We start from the raw sequence: 23,199 nt of genomic DNA, 5'->3' as shown, positions 1-23,199 counted from the left end.
AATATATTTGGCCTACACACAATCAGAGGGCATAAGAGTACTACCCAACGTGAAATAGAGGAAATGGATAGACGGAGGAGAGTTGGACTTAGAAAGGGCAATTGAACTCTTCCTGAACTTTAAAGAGAGGGAGCTCTCTCCCAGAACCATAAAAGAGTATAGGAGTGACCTTAACCAATTTTTAAGGGTCGTCGGGAATAAGCCGGTTAAAGATGTAAAGACAGCTGACGTTATGCTGTTTAGAACTTCAATGAACTGCAGTCCTTCGCTAATCAACAGGAGGATTTCAGCCCTCAACTCTTTCTTTAATTTCCTGGTTGATATGGAAGTAATAGAGAAAAATCCAGTCAAGCCTTCTTTAAGAATAAAAAAGGTAAAACAGAGGGTTCCAGAAGCTTTAACGAAGGAAGAGGTTGAAAAAGTACTGGAAGTTGCAAGAAGGAGGGGAAAGAGAGACTACTTAATGGTGAAAACAATCCTCTACTGCGGTTTAAGGATTTCAGAACTCCTCTCCATTACCCCTTCAGATATAGTCCAGCACAAGGGAAGGTACGTTTTAAGGGTAATCGGCAAAGGAAACAAAGAAAGGTTTATCCCTCTGAACAGCTCTCTAGCTAGAGAACTAATAAACTACGCTGAAAACTTTGAACCTAGGGATAGACTCTTCCCGCTTTCTTATCAGGGGGCAAAGTACATCTTCAATAAGATAAAAGAGGAGAGCTCCGTCAACCTTCACCCTCATAAACTAAGGCATACCTTCGCCACCTTCCTCGTTGAAAAGGGCGTGGATATAAGAGTAATCCAAGCCTTCTTAGGCCACGCCTCACCCAACACGTCTGCAAGGTATGCAAAGGTTAGGGATGAAGTTATGTTTAAAGTAATTGAGGAAGTTTTTGAGTAAAATTCAGTAAAGTTAAAGGAGATAAAAGATGAAGAAACTTTTATTAGTTGGAATTATTATCGGACTCTCCTACCTCCCAACGTCCTATGGAATGGGACTTGAAGAGCTCATTGAAAAACCTCTTCCTTACTGGCAGGAAGGAATCAATGAATTCTTTAAACAGTCTGCAGAGGAGATTAACAGGAAAAAATTAGAAATAATACCTCCCAACTTCTTAAAGATAGAGACCTTTACTCAAATTACTAACAGTTACAAATTACCGGTTAAAGAAACCGAAAAACTCTACAGTAGAGCCGTAAAGGTTGCCATTAAGGACGTACTCTCCCACTTTAAGTTTAGAGTTCAGGATCCTGATGTTGCCTTCTTAATGGAAAACTTAACAGATCAAGTAAGAGTTAACTGTAAATCGGACATTAAAAAGTTTATTGACAGGAACTCAAAGGAATACTTAAGGGAAGCAATTAAAGAGTGCAAACTTTTAAAGGCAAATCCTTCCATTTCCTCATTCCTTAATGACTTTCAGTGTAAGGAACTCCTAAAACACTTTCCAGATCAGACGCTGGAGACCCTATTTGAGTATCTAAGAAAAGAGGAGGGGGAAATATACAAAAAACCTGAAAGGGCTAAGGGAGAACATTTAAAAGAAATAGTGAAGAACCTGAAGAATAACAATCTCTTGTAGGAGGTAATAGAAGTGGAAATACTTTGGGCTCCCTGGAGGTTGAACTACGTTAAAGAGGCCACCGAAGGAAGGAAAGGAAAGGGCTGTTTTATATGTGAGGCCCTAAAATCTCCCCCTGAGAAGGACCCTGAAAACCTCCTCCTTTACAGAGGAGAGAAAGCTCTTGTAATACTCAACCGCTTTCCTTACAATACCGGTCATTTGATGGTCTGTCCAGTTAGACACACTGGAGATTTTCTCTCCCTTCTTCCTGAGGAACTTCAGGAGATAGACCTTCTATTAAAGAAGTCCATCTCTGTTCTTAAAAGAGCCTATAACCCAGATGGATTCAACGTAGGTCTCAATTTGGGAAAGGTATCTGGAGGAAGTATCAATACACACATACATTACCACGTAGTTCCAAGGTGGCTGGGAGATACCAACTTCATGCCCATTGTAGGAGGAGTGAAAGTGATCCCTCAATCCCTTGATGAAACTTATAGGCTCCTTAAAGAGCTCTGGGAGTAGAGTATGATATTTAGAAAGCTTAAAAATCTCTTTAAAAAGAGGAAGGATTTTGACCTTGAAAGCTATTTAAAGAAGCTCTCCATTAACAGGCAAGATCTTATAAAGACAATATCCGATATAGACCTTGATAGTCCTATTAACGCCTACTTAACCCTTGCTATCCTCTTAAAGGAGAAGGGAGAGTACTATAAGAGTCTAAAAGTCCTTGAAAGACTGAGGAAGGAAAACTTAACCCCCTACGAGGAGAGGTTAGTAATTCTCAACTTAGCCCTCGTCTATAAAGCTGCAGGTTTCTTAGATAGGGCAGAGGATGCCCTTAAGGAAGGAATAAATAGATTTCCAGACGAAAGCTTTTTCTACTATGAGCTTGCTAGAATAAGGGCGATCAGCGGTAAGTTTGAAGAGTCTGTAGAGCTCCTTGAAAAGGCCTCTCAGCTGAAAGAGGAGTTTTACGATGAGTTAATCCACACAAAGCTTTATCTTGCAGATAGGTATATAGATGAGGGAAGGACAGATAAGGCATCAAGGATAGTTAGGAAGACGAATCTAAAAGTTCCTATTCCCCTCCTGTACTACGTCCTTTCAAAGCTCTACTACTCCGTCGGGGAAGGGGAAAAGGGCTATAAATCAGCGCTAAAGGGTATAAAGCTCTCTCCTAAGCACGCCTATCCTTTTATTCAGGTAATAGAAAACTTCGGAGAACTGACCTATGAAAGATTAAAAGAGATTATTGAGATTTCCCACTTCTCCCTTCCCGCTGTATCAAAGGGGGTTGAATTTCTACTTAGGGAAGGAAATACGGATGAAGCGCTGAGTTTACTTGATAGGTACTCTCTAAACGGAGGAAAGTTTAGCGCCTCCCTCTTTGAGACCTACTTGAAGCTGATGTGGGAAAGAGGTCAAAGGAAGCAAGTCGTTAATAAAGTTATTCAATACTTGGATACTTTAAAGAAAAAGGAAAAACTGTTTAAGTGTGAAAACTGTGGCTATAGAACGGATAACTTTGATTGGGTATGTCCCCGTTGTAAGAGCTGGGAAAGTCTGGAGATAAACAGTGAAGTTTAGAGAAGTTCTGGCAGAGCTCTTAAAGTCAATTAAGAGCGGAAGAATTCACAGGCTTTTAAAACTCTTAATGGTTCTTCTGTTTATCTATCTATCTGTTCAAGTTGGAAGAGAGCTCCTAAACTACTACCTATATCAGAAAGAAAAGCTAAACATTTCCCTCCGGAACTTCAAGTGGAGTTTTTCCATAAAGAAAGGTGAACTCTCACTAAAGTTTAAAGAACTTAGCGTAAACTCGGAGAAGTCATCCTTATCGGTGGACGATGGAAAGGTAGAGATTTTAGTCTACGATTCCCTTTTGAATTTAAAGCCCCATTTTAAGCTTATCAGTGCCGAAAGAGTTGAACTCATCTTACCTTCTTCGGAAAATAGAAAAAGTTATAAGTTTTCACTTAATATTCCCCCTGTTCTAATAGATAAGCTGGATATAGACTATCTCTACCTTAAGAAGGGTAACTTCTACCTCTACGGTAGGCAACTTTTAAAGGGCAGAGAGAGAGTTTTGATAGGAGGTATCTTCGGGAAGTTAGGAGGAAAGGAATTTTCCCTTCTCCCTCTTGAGGGCTACTTTGATGGAGGTAAGCTGATAATTCCTACGCTGAATTTTTCCTATGGAAGTTTAAACCTAAAGGGTTCCCTTTCGTTTGATCAGGAAAGGAGGGAGGGAGAGTTTGTTGGTAGTTTAGTTGGTGGTGTTTTTTCTCTGGGAGAGATAACTGTAAAAATTAATGGTAAAAAGTTTTCTGCAGATGCAAGAGGAAGAGTTAAAGAAAGGAAAATCTTATTCAGTGGGAATGGGGAGTATGATTTAAAGAATTTAAAGTTAATTTTTTCAAAGGCTTCAGGAAAGCTTGATGGTCTGAACTTTACGTTAAAGGGAATAGTATCGCCTGAAAAAGTTTCCTTAAGGGGAAAAGTTGATGGAGACGTAAAAGAGGAAAGTTTTATTCTTGAAGGTTTAAAGGGAGATTTCTCTTTAAAGGGGAAAACCAAGAATCCCGTTTTAAGGGTTCAGTTAAAATCAAAAACCCTTTCAACCCAGTTTGTTGCGTTAAGGGAAATTAAAGTTAAGGGGAAAATCTCAAAGGAGAGAGGAGAGGTTGAGCTTGAGTCTCCAGAGATAACTGGAAATTTAAGTTACTTAGGTAAAAAGCTACGGGGAAACTTTAACTTAAAGGATTTTGAGCTTGGCACTATAAGGCAGGTCTCCTCTTTTAAGGAGAAGTACGGAAGCTGGATACCTAAAGCAACACTCAGCGGAAGGTTAAGTTTCAACTACGATGAGGAGTTTAAGTATGAAGGGAATCTAAAAGTTAGCAGTTTTTACTTTAGGGGATTTAAAGGAAAAGGAAAAGCTTACATAAGGGGGAACTCTCAGAAAACTCTATTTAAAGTCTTAATTGGAGGAAATGAAGGAAAGGTTCAAGGAAGGGGAGAGATATCTTTAGCTAAAAGGGAAATAGATTCTCGGTTCTTTGGGAAGGATTTGGAAGTTTCTTCTATTGATTTTCTAAGGAAGTTAGGCCTTAAAGGGAGAGTTTCCGGCAGTGGAAGGGTCTTTGGGAAGTTAAAGGAGCCGGAAGCTAAGTTCAGTTTCTCATCACCAGAGCTCTCCCTCTTTGAAGTGTTTATTCCGAACGTTGAAGGTTCAGTAATTTATAAAGATCACAGTTTAGTTATCTCAGCTATAAGCCCCATAGGAGTTAACTTAAATAATTTGACTTATTTAATAAGAGAGAAAAAAGTACTCCTTGATGTTAACGTTGAGGACTTTCCTTCTTCCTCTATCTTAAAGATTGTTGAGGGATTCGGCGTAAAGTTACCTTTTGAGGTTTCTGGAAAAACAACTTCTTCTGCAGAAGTTATTATTCCAATATCTAAGCCAAAGGAAAGTAACGTTAATCTGAAAGTGAACTCCTTCTACGGTAGTTTCACCTATCAAAATTTAATTTCTGTAAAGGGGAACGGTAGTGGTAACATCATTTACAGAAGCAAAAACCTATTCGGAAATTTCTCAGGCAACTTGGAAAAAGGAGTATTCAAGGGTTTTAAGTTTGAAGAGGGTAAATACAGAGTATCTTTTAAAGGAAGGAACTTAGAGGTTGACTATAACGGAATTAATCTCTGTGGAAAGCTAAAAGGGTTTAAGAGCTCCGGAAGCGTTGATCTTCTGCTGGATAGAAATTGGATTAACGGTAAAGTGAGAGTTTTCGGAGATCTGGTTAAGCCGGTTGGTAGTTTAGGTGGTGATTATTTGTTTGTTTTCTCTGGTAGGTTTTCTAATTTCACTGTAAAAATTTCTGGTAAAGGAAAGCTAGAATCAAAATACCTTGAAAAACCCATAGAGTTTGAAGTTGCTGGAACTGTAAATGAGCCCAGTAATAGGGGTAACATTAAGGTTTTTGGAAACGGAAATGAAATTTACGTTATCCTGTTTGGGGAAAAGGGAAACGTTGTAGGTAAAGTAAGGAGGCTTAAGATTAAAGATACTAGAGGCTACGTCTTAATAAACTTAGCCTTTGTCAATTTGGAGTTTCCGAGTTTTAACGGTTACGTATCTGTTCCTACGTTTACCGTAAAACCTTATGGTTTCTACAAACTCTACTCGCCTACTGGAGTCTACCTAAAGTTAAAAAATAAGGAATTAGAAGTTTCTCCTTTTACACTTTCCTACGTTGACGGCTGGATAGAGATTAGGGAGCCTAAAATAGAGCCCATTTCGGCAAAGTTTAAGGCTGAACTAGGAATAAAAGGGCTTATATACCTTTTTAAACTGAACGACCTAATTAAGTACAGTAAAGGGAACTTAAAAGTAAAGGGTAAGTTTAACTACGATAAAATCCTAAACTATGATGCTTACATAAAAGGAAGCGATATAAGCTTAAGGAGTAAATACATCCTCAGTAAAGTTATCGTAAATGATCTAACGGGAAGAGTAAGTAACGGTGAAGTTAAGGTTTTAAAGAGCGAAATTTCAGTTGGAGACGGTAACGTACTGATAAATAAAACTAACCACTCAGTCATAATAGCCCTTTCACAGATACCTGTAGGAGAAATAGGCTTTTGGAAAAGCTTAGTTTCTGGAAATTTAACTTATGAAATTAAAAAGAAAAACCTAAAAGGGAGTGTAGAGCTCTCTAAAACTAAACTCTTTCTAAAAGAAAGAAAGGAAAAGGAGGAGGAGAACAAGGAAGTAAGGAAGATTCCAGTAGAGCTCAGTATTGGAGCTCTCTTTAGCGAACCAGTAAGGTTAAAGGGAGAGCTCTTCTGGATTGAGATACTCCCAACACTCAAACTAACCACCCTCAACGGAGAACCGGTAATTTCGGGGAACTTCTACGTAACAGATGGAGTGATTAACTATATGGGAAAGAAGTTTAAAGTCCTCTACGGTTCAGGAACTATTGAGGACCTAAGTAAGAAAAGGGGAAGGCTTAGTATACTTGCATCAGCCCACATTTCAGGGTACTACATCTATATGAAGATTGAAGGGGAGTTTTCATCTCCGACGATTTATCTCTCATCAGACCCACCGCTAACCAGAGAAGAGATACTAAACCTTATAATGACGGGAGCCTCTCCCGAACAGGTGGAGGCAAGCTCTGAATTATTCCCTGCAGTCCAGATTGCATACTACGCTGCATCTTCATTCTTTAAACCTATTGAGAGCAAGTTTCAAGAAGCACTTGGCCTTGAGAACTTCTCTATCGAGCCTTACATAACCAAGTACGGGGAAACTGTTGCGAAACTAACAGTAGTAAAAAGACTCTCAGAGAGAATCAGGCTAGTAGGTTATGAAACGACCGGACAGAACCCGGAATACGGAGGAAGTATAGACTTCCGTCTAGACGACAAATACTATCTAGAATTTAGGTATAACTCCTACTACGGAGCAGAAGCAGGAATCGGAGCTGAGGTAAGGATAAAGTGAAGGTTAGAAAAGAAGAAGTTAAAAGGGTCATTGAGAAGTTGAGGGAAATTGGAGGAAAAGAGGAAGAACCTCCAAAGGGAGTAGCAGCCAGATTTAGATTTGGTGGAGGAATAGTCCAAGTCTACCATACAGGCTCTATAACTTTCAGCGGTAAAGAAAGGGAAAAGGTAGAAAGTGAGGTTGTTAAAGCTCTATCGGAAGAGGTACTGAGAGGCAGAGAGTTTCCGATAGTAGGTTGTGACGAGGCAGGAAAGGGAGAGTTCTTTGGACCTTTAGTAGTTGCCTGCGTTTGGGCAGATAGGAATAAGTACCGCCAACTCCTAAAGTTGGGAGTAAAGGATTCAAAGAGGTTAGACGAAAGGAGAATACCGAAACTCTCTGAGGAGATAAAAAACACCTGTCACGGCAGGGTAAAGGTACTAATGCCTGAAGAGTACAACAGGCTCTACAGGAAGTATAGGAATCAAAACAGACTCCTTGAAGAGGTTTACTTAGAGATCTTAAAGGAGCTCCTTAAAAAGCACGGTGCAAAAGTCGTTGTAATTGATAAGTTCAGTAAGAGCATTGGAGAAAGACTTAAAGAAGAGTTTCCAGAGGTTGAAATAGTTGCCATTCCGAAAGGAGAGGATGAACCAGTTGTTGCTGCAGCGTCAATCGTTGCAAAGGCTGAAAGATTGAAGAAGCTGAGGAAGATGTCTCAGGAGCTTGGAAGAAAAGTCAAGGAAGGAAACTTAGAAAACAGGGAACTTCTAAAGGAAATACCGAAAGAGATCAGGTATAGATTTGTAAAAGAGCACTTTAACGTGGAGGATTAGGTTGAGGAAGTTCAAGATCCTAATTTTCGTCTTACTATCAGCCCTATTTGTATCTGCTGTAGTGGGAACCATCTTTAGGGGAACCTTAAAGGGCTTTGGAGTTCCTAAAATTGCAATCGTGAAGGTTTACGGGGTTATAAACTCTTCAGATAAGGTAGTAAAAACTCTTGACAGGCTGGAAAAAGATAGGAGCATAAAAGCAGTTGTTCTAAGGGTAGATTCACCGGGAGGAGTAGTAGGTGCATGTCAGGAAATATACGAAAAGGTAAAAGAAGTTAAAGAGCATAAACCCGTTGTAGCGTCAATGGGGTCTGTAGCTGCTTCGGGAGGACTCTACATTAGCGTTGGAGCTACGAAAGTCGTAGCAAATCCAGGAACGATAACTGGAAGTATCGGGGTAATACTCCAGAGTTACAACCTTAAGGAACTTGCCGATAAACTGGGGATAAAGGTTATAACTGTAAAAAGTGGTAGGTTTAAAGACCTCCTTAACCCTTTTAGGAAACCAGATCCCGAGAGCTTAAAGATTATTCAAGAGCTTATAGACGACTCTTACCAGCAGTTTGTAGAAGCAGTGGCAGAAGGAAGGAAACTCCCAGTTGAGAAGGTAAAGTCCTTTGCAGATGGAAGGATTTTCAGCGGAAGAAAGGCAAAGGAACTGGGTTTAGTTGATTATTTAGGAGGACTTGATAGAGCTGTAGAAGTCGCAAGAGAACTCTCCGGTTATCCAAATGCAGTTAAGTACGAAGTTAAGGAAAAAAAGAGTCTAATTGAGAGGGTAGTCGGAAAAGAGAGCTCCTCAGTAAAGAACATCTTTAAAGCCTTAAGGGGAGAAGTTGAAGAGGTTAAGCTTATGTATCTTCTTAACTAGTTTAATGATAAACACTCTAACTTCTGTTAAGAGCTTTGGTTGGATAAAAGTCTACGAGAGGAACGGAGTAATCTACATAACGGGAATCGGAGAAAAGACATTTAAAAGGCCAAAGAATGTAAATCGGATACTTGAAAAGGTAAAACTCTACGCTAAAAGGTACGGAATACCTGAAAAACTCTTTATAGAACTAGTTAGAGCAGAGTCAAACTTTAACCCAAAAGCAGTTTCTCCAAAGGGAGCTCTAGGTCTGTGCCAGCTGATGCCGGCAACAGCCAGAAGGTTTAGAGTAAAAAACCCTTTTGACCCAGATGAGAACCTAAGGGCAGGAGCAGAGTATCTGAGGGAGCTCTACAACAAGTATAGAGACTGGAAGTTAGCCCTTGCCGCTTACAACGCAGGGGAAAGTGCTGTTGAAAAGTACGGAAGGAGAGTTCCCCCTTATAAAGAAACCAAGGCCTACGTAAGGAAAATACTTAGCAGGTACGAAGACCTTAAAAATCCCAGAAGGCAAGGTAACTGCAGGATAGTCGTTAAACAGCGGGGAGACACAATAGTTATTTCCAACATCTTGGAGGAGTGATGGTTCCTGTAATAACCTTTGTCGGCTACCACAACAGCGGTAAGACGACCTTTGCAACGAAAGTCGTTGAAATTCTCACTAGGAAAGGATACAGAGTAGCCGTTCTAAAATCAACAAAACACAAAGGTTTAATAAAGGACAGAGAGGGAAGCGATACCTATAAGTATAAGAGGGCAGGAACAGAAGCAGTAGGACTGGTTGAGCCAGAAAGGGCTATCCTCTTTATGGATTTAGAGGATAGAGACCCTCTCTACTTATCATTCCTCCTCTTTAGTAACTACGACGTTGTAATCTGTGAAGGGTTTAAGAGATCTAAAGTTCCAAAAATAGAGGTTGTAAGGAAAGAGTTCAAGGATAAAGCCCTCTACAGAGAACTTGAAGGGGTAATTGGTGTAGTCTCTGATTTCCCAGTAGAAGGAAAAGGACTAAAGAGGTTCTCTATAGAGAGACCAGAAGAAGTAGCCCAGTTCATAGAGGAGAAGTTTATAAAGAGGAAAGAAAGGGTTTTACTACTTGTAAACGGGAAGAAAATCCCTCTTAAGAAGTTCGTTCAGGATAGTTTGAGGGGAGTCATTGAAGGATATATAAAGACTTTAAAAGGAATAGAAAGTCCTTTAGAAAGGGTAGAGATAAGGTTTGAAGTTGATAAAGAGAAATCAATATAAGATAATTGGCTGAAAAAATTTTGCAGGGAGCTAAAGGATGAAGGTGCTTGTAGTTGGAAGCGGAGGAAGGGAACACGCCTTAGCATGGAAGTTGGCTCAAAGTGGAAAAGTCAGTAAGGTTTACGGAGCTCCAGGAAACCCGGGAATAGCCCAAATAGGTCAGTGTATTGACATACCAGTAACAGAAATCAAAGCCCTTGCAGATTTTGCAGAGAAAGAGGGGATAGACCTTACAGTTGTAGGACCAGAAGCACCATTAGTTGCCGGAATAGTTGATGAATTTGAAAGTAGAGGACTAAAGATTTTCGGCCCGAGTAAACAGGCAGCAAGGCTTGAGGGAAGTAAGGCCTTTGCAAAGGAGATGATGAAGAAGTACGGAGTTCCTACCGCAGACTTTAAGGTCTTCAGCAATCCAGAGGAGGCAAAGAGGTACGTTGAGGAAAAGGGAGCTCCAATAGTAGTTAAAGCCGACGGCCTTGCTGCAGGTAAAGGAGTAGTTGTTGCAAAAAGCGTTGAAGAAGCTATAAAAGCTATAGAAAAGATAATGGTAGAAAAGGTATTTGGAAGTGCAGGAGATAAAGTAGTTATAGAGGATTGTCTCTTTGGAGAGGAGGCCTCCTACCTTGTAATAACCGATGGGAAAAGGTTTATTCCCCTTGCAACGGCTCAGGACCACAAGGCCGTCTTTGACGGAGATAAAGGCCCAAACACCGGAGGAATGGGAGCCTACTCTCCGGCACCTGTTCTATCGGAAGAGCTTGAAAGGGAAGTTCAGGAAAGAGTAATAAAGCCAATCCTAAAAGGAATGAGAAAGGAAGGACATCCTTTCAAGGGAGTCCTCTACGCCGGATTAATGGTTACAGACGAAGGGGTGAAAGTCCTTGAGTTTAACGTAAGATTTGGTGACCCGGAAGCACAGGCAATACTGAGGAGACTTGACAGCGATCTCTTTGAAGTTTGCATGAGCGTTTCAGAGGGTAAACTGGTTGATGAGTTAAAGTGGAAGCCGGAAACTTCAATATGCGTAGTTCTTGCTTCAAAAGGTTATCCGGGCAAATACGAAAAGGGAAAAGTAATAACCGGAATTGAAGAGGCGGAAAAAATACCTACAGTAGTTGTTTTCCATGCAGGAACAAAGATTGAAAATGGTAAGTTAGTAACTAACGGGGGAAGGGTTTTAAACGTAACAGCTCTTGGAAAAGACATCTTCGAAGCAAGGGAAAGGGTTTACAGAGCAGTTGAGAAGATTCACTTTGAAGGAATGCACTACAGAAAGGATATAGGATTAAAAGCCATTAAAAGATTAAAGGGGGAGTAATTCCCCCTTAATTTACTCTTTCTCTTCCACCTTACCAGTCTTAAGTTTTTCATTAAGCTTTTTTAAATAATCTTTGGCTAGAAGGTTTTCAGGTTCAAGAATGAGAACGTCTTGAAAAAGACTTTTAGCATAAGCAATTTTTCCCTGGTGATAAAGAGAGAGAGCTAGCTCAAGGAGGAAATTAACATCTGCAGGATAGAGAGACAGCATCTTCCTATCAACGGCCTCCGCAATGGAGTGCTTACCCTCCATTCTCAGAACGTAAGAGAGCCTAAGATTTCCGTAGTAGTTGTAGTAGTCAATTCTGAGAATCCTGTAGCAGAGAGCTTCAGTATCGGACCACTTTCCCTGAGCCATATAGGGAAGGGTGAGGCCAAGCATGGCCTCAACCGACGAGGGAATTACTTGAAGAGCCTTCTTGTAGTGAAACTCGGAGTTTGCGTACTTCTTTGCAAGGTAGTAGAGCCACCCAAGCCTGAGATTAACGGTATAGCCGTTTGGGAAACTTTTATAGACCGGCATTAAGGCCTTTATCGCATCCTCGTAATCTCCACTCTTCTCGTAGAAGTAAGAACGGCTATAGGAGCTCTTAATTTCCTCATAGTCCATAGAGTAGGCAATGGAGGAGAAGATGAGGAGAAGGAGGACAAATACTCTCAGGAACATCTCCTCCCCCTAAAATCTGTACCCAAGGGAGGCGGTAATTACAGTCTGGTTAACCGAATTATCGGTAGAAAGTTCCTTATACTTGTTATAGCTAACGTTGAATGAAAATCTCAGGCCATTCTTAAAAGTGTAGCCAGTCTCAAGTTCTGCTCCTCCCTTGTACTTCTCAGACAGGTTATAGACGATAAAACCTCCTTTCTTAACTGCAAAGACCTGCTGACCGACCCAGCCGCCCACTTTAAAGTCGTATCGGCCGTAGTAATATCTGAGAGTTCCCTCAAGGGAGTAGTAGTTGCTCTTTGAAAGGCCAACCTGGGAACTCTTATCAACGTGAATCCCGTAACCGGTAAGGTCAAGGTAGAGAGCTCCCTTTTTATAGTCAGAAAATAGTTTCAAGGTTGCATGGGGAGTAAGCTGGAAAACGTAGAAGTCAACAGTATTGGGGTATCTGGTGTAGTAAAAACCAAGGCCACCAGACCAGTTAAAAGCGTAAGGGTAAGTTTTTGAGTAGCTCGAGTAAGTTCCGTCAAAAAAGAGGGCATATCCACCATCGGTTAAGTCGTCATCAGAGTCAATGTAGTGACCACCGAAGGTAAAAGTGTGGTTTTTCAGGATTCCATTTGTATTTGAATAGGCCAGAGTAAATTCGTTCTGATTAAGGTCTGGAGCACTCTTGTACTTGATTTTAGTATAAGAGTAGCCAGCCTGAAGGGAATGCTCCTTCCCATCTCCAACTGCAAGGTACGCGGTTCCGGAATAGCCGTAGTCCTTAATTCCTGAACCTGAGTAGTTAACGTAGCTGCCGTAGATGGCTTCGTAACCGTGAATTTCCTGAGAAAGGGCAGGTGCAGAAAAGAGAAGTGAAACTGTAAGAACTCCGATTAGCTTTCTCATCTCTTCCTCCTTATTGTTACTTTATTTCCAAAGCAGATCTCTTCAAATCCAAAGTCGGGAGCTATCAGAAGGCAAGCTCTCTCCTTCTCTCCTCCCGGCAGAAGTATATCAGAAGAGACCTTTTCAGAAGAGATAAAGGAACTCTCAACCTTAACCTCAAAGAGGCCGTACTTGAAGGAAGAGAGAAAAAGGTAGAGCTCCCTCCTCAATTTTGAAGAGAGAGTTAGGAGGGGTAGATAATCCTTCCAGATAATCCCCTGACGGCCGATAAGTGGAATTTTTGGAGCGGAAAAGAAGAAATACCTGAGAGGAGAGGAACTATCTCCCTCAAAATGGTAGAAGTAGAAAGTAGAGTTCTCTATTCCAAAGTAAAGCTTAGCAAGGCCGTCGGTAAGGTAAAAGGTCCCCTCCGGAGCCATCTTAACCTTGAGTTTGAGAGGAAACTCCTTTCCTAACTCTGAAACGGTAAACTCCATCTCCTGGTCAATCAGAAGGTTGAGGCGGTTAAAGAGAGATTTATCGGGGTAAACCGGCTCAACCTCCTGCCCCTCTTCAGGCACCCCACAGTCGTAGAAAAACTCCCCCGACAGGTAAGAGGCAAGGTTAAAGGGAACTGTGGGGGCTCCCAAATGGGGAAGGAGCTGAACGTGAAGGTGGATGTGGGGCTGGGGAGAGTAGCCAGAGTTCCCACACTGTCCCAAGAGAGTACCCTTAACAACGTGTTCTCCCGGTTTTACCCTGATAGAGTTCTGCTTAAAGTGGCACAGGAGAACGTAAAAGCCTCTTCTGTCGTAGATTAGAACGTAATTGCCCCAGTTGTTCTCTTTGTCGGCCTTCCCGGGAGGGTTATCGGGAAGGTTTGAGACCACAGAGACGACCTCACCGTCAACGGGAGAGAGAACGGGTTTACCGAAGGCGTAGTAGTCGGTAAGGTAGAGGCCCTCCCCCTTATAGGTCTTACCCTCTTCATCGGTAATAACGAAGTCAAGGGCGTACCTCCAGGGGCCTTTATGGGTCCATCGGCCGTCAAAGGATTGCCAGACAGTCCACCTTCCTGAGAAGGGCGGCAGGAGCTCCCTGCCGGTAAAGGGAAATCTCCTCTGGTAGGTAAGGTAGTAGTCAAGGGTCCTTTCGGGAGTTCCCTTGTAAATCTTTACAACAGAGTAGTAGCTAATGGCGATTAAAACGTAGAGGAGCATGTGAGTTGAGATGTTAAAGGGTATGGCAAAGACGGGAAGTCCGTAGCTCTCCCAGAAGACCTTGGCACCGGCACTTAAAGGAACGGCAATGAGAGAGGAGAGGAGGGCAAACTTGTAGCTCCTTAAAGAGGGAATAAGGAAAACACCGCCTACCGCCATTGAGGTAAGGATGTAGTTGAAGGCAGAGGTATCGGAGAAAGCGTGGTAGGTTGAACCAGTTAAGAGGGCCTGGAAGAGAGCTCCCGAGAAGTAGCCCAAAAGTGAAAGGAAGAGGAGAATCCGAGAAACCATTAGGAGAACAAGGAAAATAACAAAGCCGGCAAATGAATCTGGGACGAAGAAGATTGCCCCGAGGGATTTTAAGTAGCCCTCAAGGGGCAGGGGCAGGTTAAAAGAAAAGGGGGGAGCTCCGTGGGGATAGAGGTTTACTGCAAAAAGGTTGCTGAACTTTACGCTCGCCAGGTAGAGGAGGGAACTCCCTATAACGAAGGGAACGCTGAGGACGGGAAGTTTAAGGTAGTAGGAAAAGAGAGAAGAGAGGGCGTAGGTTAAGAGAAAGGTCATAACTCCGGCAACCGCAAAGAAAAGGAGGCTGAGAAAGGAAACTTTAAAGAGATAACCTAGGGAAAGGCCCACCAGAAGGGGATTGTAGATGTAGTAGTCAAGGCGAAGGAACTCCCTCTTAAAGCTGATTAACCTGGCAAAGAGGTAGGCCGAAATAACGGCAACCAAACCTCCTAAACCGAGGTTAGGGTTTAAAAAGGTTAGAAGGAGGAGAGCCCCTCCTCCCAAGAAACTTGAGTTAAAGAGAACCGCCGAGTAGCTCCTCAGAATAGGGAGAAAGTAGTTTTTTAACCTTTCCATTTCAGCTCCAACCTTTCGGGGAGTCTCTCTCTTTTGACTATGTCAGAAAGGTCCTCGGCCTTCCTGATTAGCTCAACCTCTCCGTTTTCCCCGATTAAAACGACGTTGGGCCTGTACCTGATAAACTGCATCCACTGGGTAACGTTGTATGCGCCTACGGGAGAAAGAATTAACCTCGTTCCCCTAGGAAGGGGAGGGAGTTGAACCATATCGTCAACAACATCAATGTTCATACACAGGGGACCGTAGAGAATGCAGGGCTCGGCTGGACCGTTTATTTCTCTGTCAATCTCAACGTTAAAGTGGTACCAAAAGGCGGTAAAAAGGATGTTTACTCCCGCATCAAGGACGTAGGCTTTTCTGCCGTCGGGCATTCTCTTTGCAGCGTGAACTGTGGTAATCAGGTAGCCTGATTCATCAACTATAGCCCTTCCACTCTCAAGGATTAACTTCGGGTAATCTCCAGGACGGAGGGAGGATAGCAAAGCGTTGCAGACCCTTTCTGCAAACTCATCAATTGAAGGAACGGCAACGTCGGGAGGGAGGTAAATTCCCCTGAGCTTGTTCTTTGAGGGGAAACCGCCTCCGATATCAAGGTACTCAATTTTGAAGCCGAACTCCTCCTCAACGCGGTAAGCAAACTCAACCATCTTCTTAACTTCCTGCTCGTAGGCACGGGGCTCAAGGATAAAGGTACCGATGTGGCAGTGGAGACCCACAAGCTCAAGTTTGCCTCCGGCGGCAATTCGCTTAACGGCGTCCAAAGCCTGACCGCTCTCAAGGTTAAAGCCGAAACGGCTCCACTGGGGCTGAATCCCTATATCCATGTTAAGCCTGATACCTATACGGGGCTTGGTACCCAACTCGTCAGCAACCTGCTCAAGGTCTGCTATCTCCTCAAAGTGGTCAACGTTAATCCTTGCCCCCTCTTTGACTGTAACACGCAGGGAATCAAGGGGCTTGTAGGGACCGTTGTAAATGATTTTATTTCCAGGAACTCCGAGCCTCCTTGCCTTCTCGTACTCAAACTCTGAGACAACTTCGGCAGTCTCCCCCTCATCGTGGAGAATGGCACAGATAGCGTCAAGGTAGTTGGTCTTGTAAGACCAGCTGAACTCAACGTTGGGGTAACGGAGAGCAAAGGCATTCTTTAGCTCACGGAACTTCTGTCTCAACTTCCTCTCGGAAAAGACAAAGAGGGGAGAGCCGAACTCTTTAACGAGGTCATCAACACTTACACCCTCTATCTTGGAGCGAACTTTCTTTAAGAGATAGGAACCTTCGCCGAACTTATTCATAAAGCCGGTTTTGAGCTTGAAAATTACCGGCTTCTCATAGGGTTTCTTCATATTTACCTCCTAAAATCTTGATTTACACAGCACTTACAGGGATGATGACAGACCTCTCCGCAGGAGTGACAACGGCAGCAGCCGGGATTAAATAGAAGAATTCCCAAAAGAACCGCGGCTGCCAGAAAGCGCCCCATTCTATACCTCCCCGGAAGTAATGATTTTCTGGAATCTATCCATGTCGGTAACGAGGTCGTCGGTGTAGCGGACGTAGAGCTTTCCAGCCTCGTAATCCCAGCTCCTTTCGGGTTCCACTCCCAAAGCCGCCTGAAGGAGCCTGTAGGGAAGGTTTACGCCGACTCCCGTTGAGAAGTAAACCCACGCGGGAAATCGGGGATTAATCTCAATCAGGTAGATGTCGCTATCGGTGGCTACACATTCAAACTCAAAGGCTCCCCTCCAAGAGTAGGCCGAAACAAACCCCTCTGCGGCCTCAAGGAGTTTTTCATTCTTCACGGTTACTCCCGTCCAGATTTTCCCGAGACTGGTTATCCAGAGTTTTTTTATTCCCACAAGGCCGAAGTGCCCTCCCTCACCGTCTCCGACCCCTACAACGTTCATCTCCTCGCCGGAGACTACTTCCTGAACGATTATCGGGTAGCCCCACTCACTGACTATTGAGTTAAAGTAGGCGGTAGCCTGAGCCATATTTTGGGCTTTGTAGGCCTTGTAGAAGATGCCCTTAATCATAACAGGGAAGCCGAGCTCGGAGACGGCTTTACTGAGCTCCTCGTATGAGGTAACGACAACTGTCTTAGGAACTTTAACTCCTATTCTCTCGGCAACTTCGGGGAGTTTATCTTTAGCCCTTAAGTTAAACTGCTCCTGAGTCGGGAGGAAGGTTTTTATCCCGAGGTTTTCAAGGTACTGGGCGCCTTTTATGAAGAGGGGGAGCTCTGCGTCAAGGGCGGGAATTACTGCATCAAAGCCGTACTTTTCCTTAATGTAGAGGAGCCGGTTTAAGAAGAGCTCCTCTCCTTCACTGGGGTAGGGCATTATAAAACTCTTGTCTATCAGCCAGTCCATGTAGATTCCCGGCTCCATGGCGTCATAGGCAAGGCCGAAGACCCGGAGCTCCCTGTCTCCCTCCTTCAAACTCTTTGCAATGCCAACGCCGGGGCCGGGGTTATCAACGGCATTTATTCCCGAAACGGCTACCTTATACATTTTTCTCCTCCCTTAAAAGGCCGTTGAGCCTTAGCTGCTCAAGGAAGTCAATCAGGTCTCTGGCGGCTTCCCCACGGCTCACGTCAAACTCCTCTGTTAAAGCCTCAACAATCTCTTCCTGACTTTTACCCTCCTTAAGGAGCTTCAGAATAAAGAGACCGGTCTGGTTAACAGTGAAGCTGCTTCCCGTTTCAGGGTCAAAGATGAAACCCTCATCACTTATGGCCAGCTTCTGAAGTTTCCCCATTTTTACCTCCCTGAAGAATTTCAATTAACTGATAGGGATAGAGTCCATTTTTAAAGGCAATCTCCCTAAGCTGAGAATCGGGAGCTGCCTCAATTCCCCTCTTCCTAAGCCTCTCAAGACAAACGTTAAGGGGAATCCTCAGCTGAGCGCAGACCTCCTTTAAAGTAAGCCTGCCCATACCCGAGCCCGGCTGAAACCGGAGAGTTCGGGAGGAGCTCCTTTTCGGAGAGACCTCAAGGAGAATCTCGTAAACCCTTGCAGGAGTAGTATTATTAAGGTTTGCAATCTCTTTTAAAGTGGTATTTGGTGAGGGAACTTTAATGCCCCTGCTCCTAAGAACTTCAACGGCCTGCCGGGGCTCAAGGCCTACCATCTGGGCAACTTTAGAGAGGGGAAAGAGCTCGGCATGCGGAGCGGGAGGCATGGTTGCGGGTTTAGGCCAGCTGTTTTTAATCTTTTCACCAAAGTCAATGAAGTTTTTAAAGGGAGGTAAGTTTGAAACAGCCCCAACGGCAACGATAACGGTTAAAAGGGTTGAAACGAGGAAATATTTGGATTTGAAGTAGTTTACGATGGCCCTCCAGTTTAAAAGGAGGTGCCAGAAGCCGAAAAAGAGCATGAGAAAACCAAAGATAATATGGAGGTTATCCCACTGGTCTTTATCAAGACCTAAGAAAGTCCAGCCTGTCCAGTAGGCTACCCTTCCGTGGGGCATTATGAAGAGAACTACACCGCTGATAAGCATCACCAGAAGGGAGTAAAAGAGCATTAGGCTGACAAATTTTCTCAGCATCTTTACCTCCTGCACCACTTGCGCCACTTAGAGAAGTCGTAGGTTTTTCCGGCAGTCTCGTCAATCAACTTGCAGGCCATATAACCGTTTAGTCCCTTTATATTCCAGTAAGGAAGTCTGATAACCTTTACAAAATCTCCGGCTTTAACTTCAAACTGAGGTAACCACCGGACGGGAGCGACTCTTACGGAAACTTCTCCTTGAGGCGTTTTTATTTGGACCACCCACCACATTACGTTCTTCCGTCTAAATCCTGGCTTCTGAGAAATCTTTAGGACTTTCCCCTTAAGAAACCGAGGGCCAAAATAGGTACCGCTGGGGGAGTAAAAACCGGCTTCATGTTTAACCGAGAGAATGGAGTTAAACTCCTCAGAGGAAATGTACCGAGGTTGATAATCGGAACCATACCTCCTCAAAAGTCTGACAAATGCCCTCATGTGGTTTCGGGAACCTCTCATCAAATTCTGATAAACAACCCTTATGTCCTTGTTATCGGTTCTTGAGAGCGCCTCTTCAAGGTCTTTAATGTCAAGGTCTTCAATTGTAGCTCCAACTTTAAGGGCGTCAATCAGGGAGCGCTTTCCCCGAGAGACCAGTTTGTTGTAGAGCTTCTGCAGCTTCGGGTCTTTAAAAACTCCCACTCTTCCTCCGCTCTCTTCAACCGGGTCGGGAAGGGAGTACTTATCAAGAAGGAGCTTAATCATCCTCATGTGTTGCTCTTCCGAGCGGGCAATGTTCCTGAAAATGGGAAGGGGATAGTAGTTGCCGAGAGTCAGGTAGACATCTCTGGCAAGCTTCTCCTCCTCGCGCATGTGAAGAAGGTCGTTTATCTCCTCCTTAGAAAGGGGTTCTTTAGGAAGAGTTTGCACCATATAAGCTCCGTAAGTTTTTATCCTTTGACCTTGGGCAGCTACCGTCTGCGGCAAAAACCCCGTCAAAGCCGCAACAAAAGTCATTAGAAGAAGTTTTCTCATGATTAGTCCAACTATTAAGTTCATCGGATATTGTTAGCAATCGGAGTGCCAATTTTGGAACGCCTAAAGAGGGGAAATCGTAGAGAAAAGGACGGAAAAATTTCCGAATCTACTTCCCGTTTTTCGGGGAAATTTCCGAGCAGTCGGCAGGAATCTTCAGCTCAAAAACGGTCCAACCGTCCTGTGTAAAGGCCCATACTTCTCCCCCGTGGGCCAGAGCTATCCTCTTTACGTTAAAGAGCCCCAAGCCAAAACCTCTATCCTTTGAGGTTTTAAAGGGTTTAAAGAGCTCCCTCTTCGGCAGTTCTCCCCCGCTATCAAGAACCTTAAAAGTGTAAAACTTACCGGCCCCCCGTCCCCCTACTCTTACAACTCTTTCCTCTTTACCTTCAAGGGCCTCAATGGCATTTTTCACAAGGTCTGTTAAGGCAGAGAGGAGCCTCTCGTAGTCGGCCTTCAAAGGGCAGTTGTGGTAGTCAAAAAGGAGTTTAACACCTCCCTTATCTGCAAGGGGCTCAACCCTGAGTTTCAGCTCGTTAAAGAGGGCTCCGACCGGAAACTTGGCAATATCAAGAGAAATCGGTTTCCTTAAATCGGCCGTCTCCTCAACGTAGCGGTTTAAGGAGCGGAGCTCCTGCCTCAACATATCAAGGTATTTACTATCGCCACTCCTTTTAAACCTGTGGAGTAAAAGGTTTAAAACGTTGAGCCTGTTCTTCACTTCGTGGAGGATTGAGTGAATCACGAGGTTAATACTCTTAATTCTCTCTTTCTCCTGCCTCTCCCTCTCGTGCTCAATTCTCTCCCTGTAATACTCCCTGAGCCAATAGAGGAGAAAAAGGGAAAAGAGGAGGGTGAAGAATATGAGGTAGAAGAAGATAATTTTTATGTGTCGGTTGAGCTCTTTCAGATAGGAAGTATCAATAAAGAGCTTAAATCTAAAGGGCTTAACTTCCAAAACAACCTGATAGTAAGAGTCGGATATATCGGAGCCGGGAACAATAACCTCCCTTCCCCCGATGTAGAAAGTAGCACCTTTAAGGAGCTTTGAGTGCTCTATGTAGTAGCTGAGGGCATCAACCGGGTCTCCCCCTGCAGAGAGAGTTCCCTCAACGACAGAGCGAACTTTTGAAATTTCTTCCTTTATAATTAAGGAGTAGAAGTCTTCAAGCTCGCTCTGAAGGAAGTAGAAGTTTAGGAGCATAACGGTAAAGAGGAAAGTTAAAGGCAAGGCAAAGAGTGAGAGCTTTTTAAGGGGGAGCTCCCTAAATTCCATACTTCTTCCTCTTATACCTCAAAGACTTTTCATCTATTCCCAAAAGCCTTGCAGCCCTTGTCTGGACAAAGTTGGCCCTCCTTAAGGCCTCCTCTATCATTGCCCGCTCAACTTCCTCAATTACCTTAGGCAAAGGCTTTGAAAGGTCGGGAGTAAAGGAAACCGAGGGTGAAGTTAGGTTCATAAAGGAAGTAAGAAGAGCTCTATCAACTTCACCTCTTGAAAGGATAACTAAACGGTGAATCAGATTTTCAAGCTCCCTGACGTTTCCGGGATAGGAGTAAGCCAAAAGAAGCTCAAGGGCTTCAAGGGTTATCCTGACCTTTTTTGAATACTTTTTAGAGTACTTTCTTAAGAAGTGTTCAATTAAAACGGGAATATCTTCAGGCCTATCCCTGAGGGGCAGTATATTAAGAGTTAAAACGCTCAGCCGGTAGTATAGATCTTCCCTGAATTTTCCATCTTTAACCATTCTTTTTAAGTCCCTGTTTGTTGCGGCTATAATCCGAACACTGGCCTTTCTGAGTTTGGTGCTCCCTACCCTTCTGAACTCTCCCTCCTGAAGAAAGCGCAGGAGTTTGGGTTGGAGTTCTAAAGGAAGTTCGCCAATTTCGTCAAGGAAGAGAGTTCCTCCTTCGGCTTCCTCAACAAGCCCCTTTTTGGAGGAGGTTGCTCCGGTGAAGGCTCCCTTCTCGTAGCCAAAGAGCTCGGCTTCAAAGAGTTCCTTGGGGAGAGCTCCGCAGTTGACCGCAACGAACTGCACTTTTCTGCGGCTCTCCCTGTGGATGAAACGGGCAAGGAGCTCCTTACCGCTTCCGCTTTCACCGGTTATTAAAACGGGAGCATCGGAGCGGGCAAAGAGTGAAGCCTGATTAATCAAATTCTCCATAACCTTTGAGGAGTAAACCAGACCGCAACACTCCCTTGAAGGTTTAGAGAGGAGTCTCAGCTTACAGGCCTTTCTGAGCAGGTTAAGCAGAACTTCGGGCTCAAAGGGCTTTGTTACGTAGTGGAAAGCTCCCATTTTTATAGCCTTTACAGCATCATCAACGCTGCTGAAAGCGGTTATCACTATTATTTCAACAGAGGGCTCAAGCTCTTTTAACTTCTGTAGGAGCTCCAAACCGCTCATACCAGGAAGGCGAACGTCGGTAATAACCGCGTCGTAGCGCTCCTTCCTGAAGAGGTCAAGGGCTCTCTCACCGCTTGAGGCCGAAGCAACCGAAAAGCCTTCCTCCTCTAAAAGCTCGGTAAGGAGCTCCCTCTGAACTTTATCGTCTTCAACAAGCAGAACCCTAAAACTGTCCAAATTTCTCTCCTCCAAAGATAATACTCTACCAAAGAGAAATACTAACTGGAGAATAGAGAAAAGAGGGGATAAAAGTTAATTTCCGAAGCGGTACCAAATGTTGCAGGCGCCCTCTAAGGAGACCATACAGGGGCCTTTGGGATTTCTCGGGGTGCAGGCAGTCCCGAAGAGTTTACAGTCGGTTGGATAGGCCTTACCGAGGACGACCTTGTCGCAGATGCACCCTGGGATTTTCTCCTCTTTGATTTCTGGAAGGTTGAAGACTACTTTTGCGTTAACGTTAGAGTATTCCGGTCGGAGCTCCAGCCCCGATTTTGGAATCAAACCTATTCCCCTCCAGTTTACATCAGCCTTTTCAAAGTACTTATACATAAGTTCCTGAGCCTTTCTATTCCCTTCAGGACGAACAACTCCGCTATAGACGTTCTCAAGGTCCGCCCTTCCCTCTTTTAGCTGGTAGAGAACCTTAACAATCGCAAGGAGGAGGTTCTCCGGCTCAAACCCAGCAACAACTGTCGGTATTCCGTACTCCTCAGGGAAGACCTTCCAAGCCTTTGAGCCTACTATTGCAGAAACGTGGCCGGGAGCAATAAACGCATCAACTCCTACCTCAGAATCCTTAACTAGAACTTCCATTATCTCAGGGGTAAGCTTTTGAGAGGTAAGTATAAAGACGTTATCCGGAATACCCATCTCAAGGAGAGCAGCTGTTGGAGCTGTGGTCGTTTCAAATCCTATTGAGAAAAAGACAACTTTCTTATCGGGATTCTCTTTTGCAATCTTTAAAACCTCATGTGGAGCAGAGATCATCTTATAGTTTCCGCCACTGCTCCTGATTGAACCGATTTTTGTAGGGACTCTCAGCATATCTCCGTAAGTTGCGAGGATAACGTCGTCCCTATTTGAAAGGTTTATTGCGTTTATTACGTCGCTTTCAGAACAGACACAAACTGGACACCCCGGTCCCGGAACGAGCTCAATAGCTTCAGGCATCAAGGAACGGAGGCCTGCATGGGTTATCGTATGTTCATGAGAACCGCAGACGTTCATTATCTTTACTTTTCTATCCCTTGGAGCAAGTGAATGGATTAGGTTTACAAGTTCTTTAACTCTTTCTCTCTTCATA

At 43.8% G+C, this 23,199-nt stretch carries 21 protein-coding genes; 10 read left to right on the top strand and 11 right to left on the bottom strand.

The window, feature by feature from the left end:
* The first annotated feature begins 82 nt into the window (after nucleotides 1-82).
* The 10 genes from C7457_RS03765 to purD are packed head-to-tail and all read left to right on the top strand — an operon-like array spanning nucleotide 83 to nucleotide 11,335.
* A complete protein-coding gene (locus C7457_RS03765) occupies nucleotides 83-901 on the top strand; it encodes a tyrosine-type recombinase/integrase (RefSeq protein ID WP_121170135.1) in 819 nt (272 codons plus the stop codon).
* Nucleotides 902-929: 28 nt separating this feature from the next.
* Nucleotides 930-1,583 carry a hypothetical protein gene (locus C7457_RS03760; RefSeq protein WP_121170133.1) on the top strand — a complete coding sequence of 218 codons (654 nt, stop codon included), beginning with the start codon at nucleotides 930-932 and terminating at the stop codon, nucleotides 1,581-1,583.
* 12 nt (nucleotides 1,584-1,595) lie between these two features.
* Nucleotides 1,596-2,090, top strand: a complete 495-nt coding sequence (locus C7457_RS03755) for an HIT family protein (RefSeq protein ID WP_121170131.1) — start codon at nucleotides 1,596-1,598, stop codon at nucleotides 2,088-2,090.
* 3 nt (nucleotides 2,091-2,093) lie between these two features.
* Complete coding sequence (locus C7457_RS03750) at nucleotides 2,094-3,155, top strand: tetratricopeptide repeat protein (protein ID WP_121170129.1); 1,062 nt, start codon at nucleotides 2,094-2,096, stop codon at nucleotides 3,153-3,155.
* The gene (locus tag C7457_RS03745; protein WP_121170127.1) at nucleotides 3,145-7,083 is read left to right on the top strand and encodes a translocation/assembly module TamB domain-containing protein; all 3,939 of its coding nucleotides are present in this window, start codon (nucleotides 3,145-3,147) and stop codon (nucleotides 7,081-7,083) included. Before C7457_RS03750 ends, C7457_RS03745 begins: the two co-directional genes overlap by 11 nt.
* Nucleotides 7,080-7,898: a ribonuclease HIII gene (rnhC, locus tag C7457_RS03740; protein ID WP_121170125.1), complete on the top strand. Its 819-nt coding sequence runs from the start codon at nucleotides 7,080-7,082 to the stop codon at nucleotides 7,896-7,898. Before C7457_RS03745 ends, rnhC begins: the two co-directional genes overlap by 4 nt.
* 1 nt (nucleotide 7,899) lies before the next feature.
* Entirely contained in the window at nucleotides 7,900-8,769 is an 870-nt protein-coding gene (gene sppA, locus C7457_RS03735; RefSeq protein ID WP_121170123.1) for a signal peptide peptidase SppA, read from the top strand.
* Nucleotides 8,735-9,352, top strand: a complete 618-nt coding sequence (locus C7457_RS03730) for a lytic transglycosylase domain-containing protein (RefSeq protein ID WP_245939571.1) — start codon at nucleotides 8,735-8,737, stop codon at nucleotides 9,350-9,352. The genes sppA and C7457_RS03730 overlap by 35 nt, the downstream gene beginning before the upstream one ends.
* Nucleotides 9,352-10,017 carry a molybdopterin-guanine dinucleotide biosynthesis protein B gene (gene mobB, locus C7457_RS03725; protein WP_121170121.1) on the top strand — a complete coding sequence of 222 codons (666 nt, stop codon included), beginning with the start codon at nucleotides 9,352-9,354 and terminating at the stop codon, nucleotides 10,015-10,017. The genes C7457_RS03730 and mobB overlap by 1 nt, the downstream gene beginning before the upstream one ends.
* 37 nt (nucleotides 10,018-10,054) lie before the next feature.
* Nucleotides 10,055-11,335, top strand: a complete 1,281-nt coding sequence (purD, locus tag C7457_RS03720; protein ID WP_121170118.1) for a phosphoribosylamine--glycine ligase — start codon at nucleotides 10,055-10,057, stop codon at nucleotides 11,333-11,335.
* A gap of 12 nt (nucleotides 11,336-11,347) precedes the next feature.
* Here the strand turns inward: purD and C7457_RS03715 are convergent, their stop codons facing one another.
* The 11 genes from C7457_RS03715 to hypD form a co-directional block, all read right to left on the bottom strand.
* Nucleotides 11,348-12,001, bottom strand: a complete 654-nt coding sequence (locus C7457_RS03715; protein ID WP_121170116.1) for a tetratricopeptide repeat protein — start codon at nucleotides 11,999-12,001, stop codon at nucleotides 11,348-11,350.
* 9 nt (nucleotides 12,002-12,010) lie between these two features.
* A complete protein-coding gene (locus C7457_RS03710; RefSeq protein ID WP_121170114.1) occupies nucleotides 12,011-12,895 on the bottom strand; it encodes a TonB-dependent receptor in 885 nt (294 codons plus the stop codon).
* Nucleotides 12,892-14,958 (bottom strand): urea transporter, encoded by a 2,067-nt coding sequence (locus C7457_RS03705; protein WP_121170112.1) that lies wholly within the window; start codon nucleotides 14,956-14,958, stop codon nucleotides 12,892-12,894. Before C7457_RS03705 ends, C7457_RS03710 begins: the two co-directional genes overlap by 4 nt.
* Entirely contained in the window at nucleotides 14,946-16,307 is a 1,362-nt protein-coding gene (locus C7457_RS03700) for an alanine racemase (protein WP_121170111.1), read from the bottom strand. Before C7457_RS03700 ends, C7457_RS03705 begins: the two co-directional genes overlap by 13 nt.
* Before the next feature lie 138 nt (nucleotides 16,308-16,445).
* The gene (locus C7457_RS03695) at nucleotides 16,446-17,474 is read right to left on the bottom strand and encodes an ATP-grasp domain-containing protein (protein WP_121170109.1); all 1,029 of its coding nucleotides are present in this window, start codon (nucleotides 17,472-17,474) and stop codon (nucleotides 16,446-16,448) included.
* Nucleotides 17,467-17,721: an HPr-rel-A system PqqD family peptide chaperone gene (locus C7457_RS03690; RefSeq protein WP_121170107.1), complete on the bottom strand. Its 255-nt coding sequence runs from the start codon at nucleotides 17,719-17,721 to the stop codon at nucleotides 17,467-17,469. The genes C7457_RS03695 and C7457_RS03690 overlap by 8 nt, the downstream gene beginning before the upstream one ends.
* Nucleotides 17,690-18,514: a DUF4405 domain-containing protein gene (locus C7457_RS03685; RefSeq protein WP_121170105.1), complete on the bottom strand. Its 825-nt coding sequence runs from the start codon at nucleotides 18,512-18,514 to the stop codon at nucleotides 17,690-17,692. Before C7457_RS03685 ends, C7457_RS03690 begins: the two co-directional genes overlap by 32 nt.
* A gap of 2 nt (nucleotides 18,515-18,516) precedes the next feature.
* Nucleotides 18,517-19,488 (bottom strand): DUF2202 domain-containing protein, encoded by a 972-nt coding sequence (locus tag C7457_RS03680; RefSeq protein WP_121170682.1) that lies wholly within the window; start codon nucleotides 19,486-19,488, stop codon nucleotides 18,517-18,519.
* A gap of 109 nt (nucleotides 19,489-19,597) precedes the next feature.
* Nucleotides 19,598-20,764 carry a sensor histidine kinase gene (locus tag C7457_RS03675; RefSeq protein WP_121170103.1) on the bottom strand — a complete coding sequence of 389 codons (1,167 nt, stop codon included), beginning with the start codon at nucleotides 20,762-20,764 and terminating at the stop codon, nucleotides 19,598-19,600.
* A complete protein-coding gene (locus C7457_RS03670) occupies nucleotides 20,754-22,073 on the bottom strand; it encodes a sigma-54-dependent transcriptional regulator (protein ID WP_121170101.1) in 1,320 nt (439 codons plus the stop codon). Before C7457_RS03670 ends, C7457_RS03675 begins: the two co-directional genes overlap by 11 nt.
* 75 nt (nucleotides 22,074-22,148) lie before the next feature.
* Complete coding sequence (hypD, locus tag C7457_RS03665; protein ID WP_121170099.1) at nucleotides 22,149-23,198, bottom strand: hydrogenase formation protein HypD; 1,050 nt, start codon at nucleotides 23,196-23,198, stop codon at nucleotides 22,149-22,151.
* Nucleotide 23,199: the final 1 nt, after the last annotated feature.

Origin of the sequence: Thermovibrio guaymasensis, from assembly GCF_003633715.1 — a bacterium.
Lineage (GTDB): Bacteria > Aquificota > Aquificia > Desulfurobacteriales > Desulfurobacteriaceae > Thermovibrio > Thermovibrio guaymasensis.
This window is presented reverse-complemented; position numbering and strand designations above follow the sequence as displayed.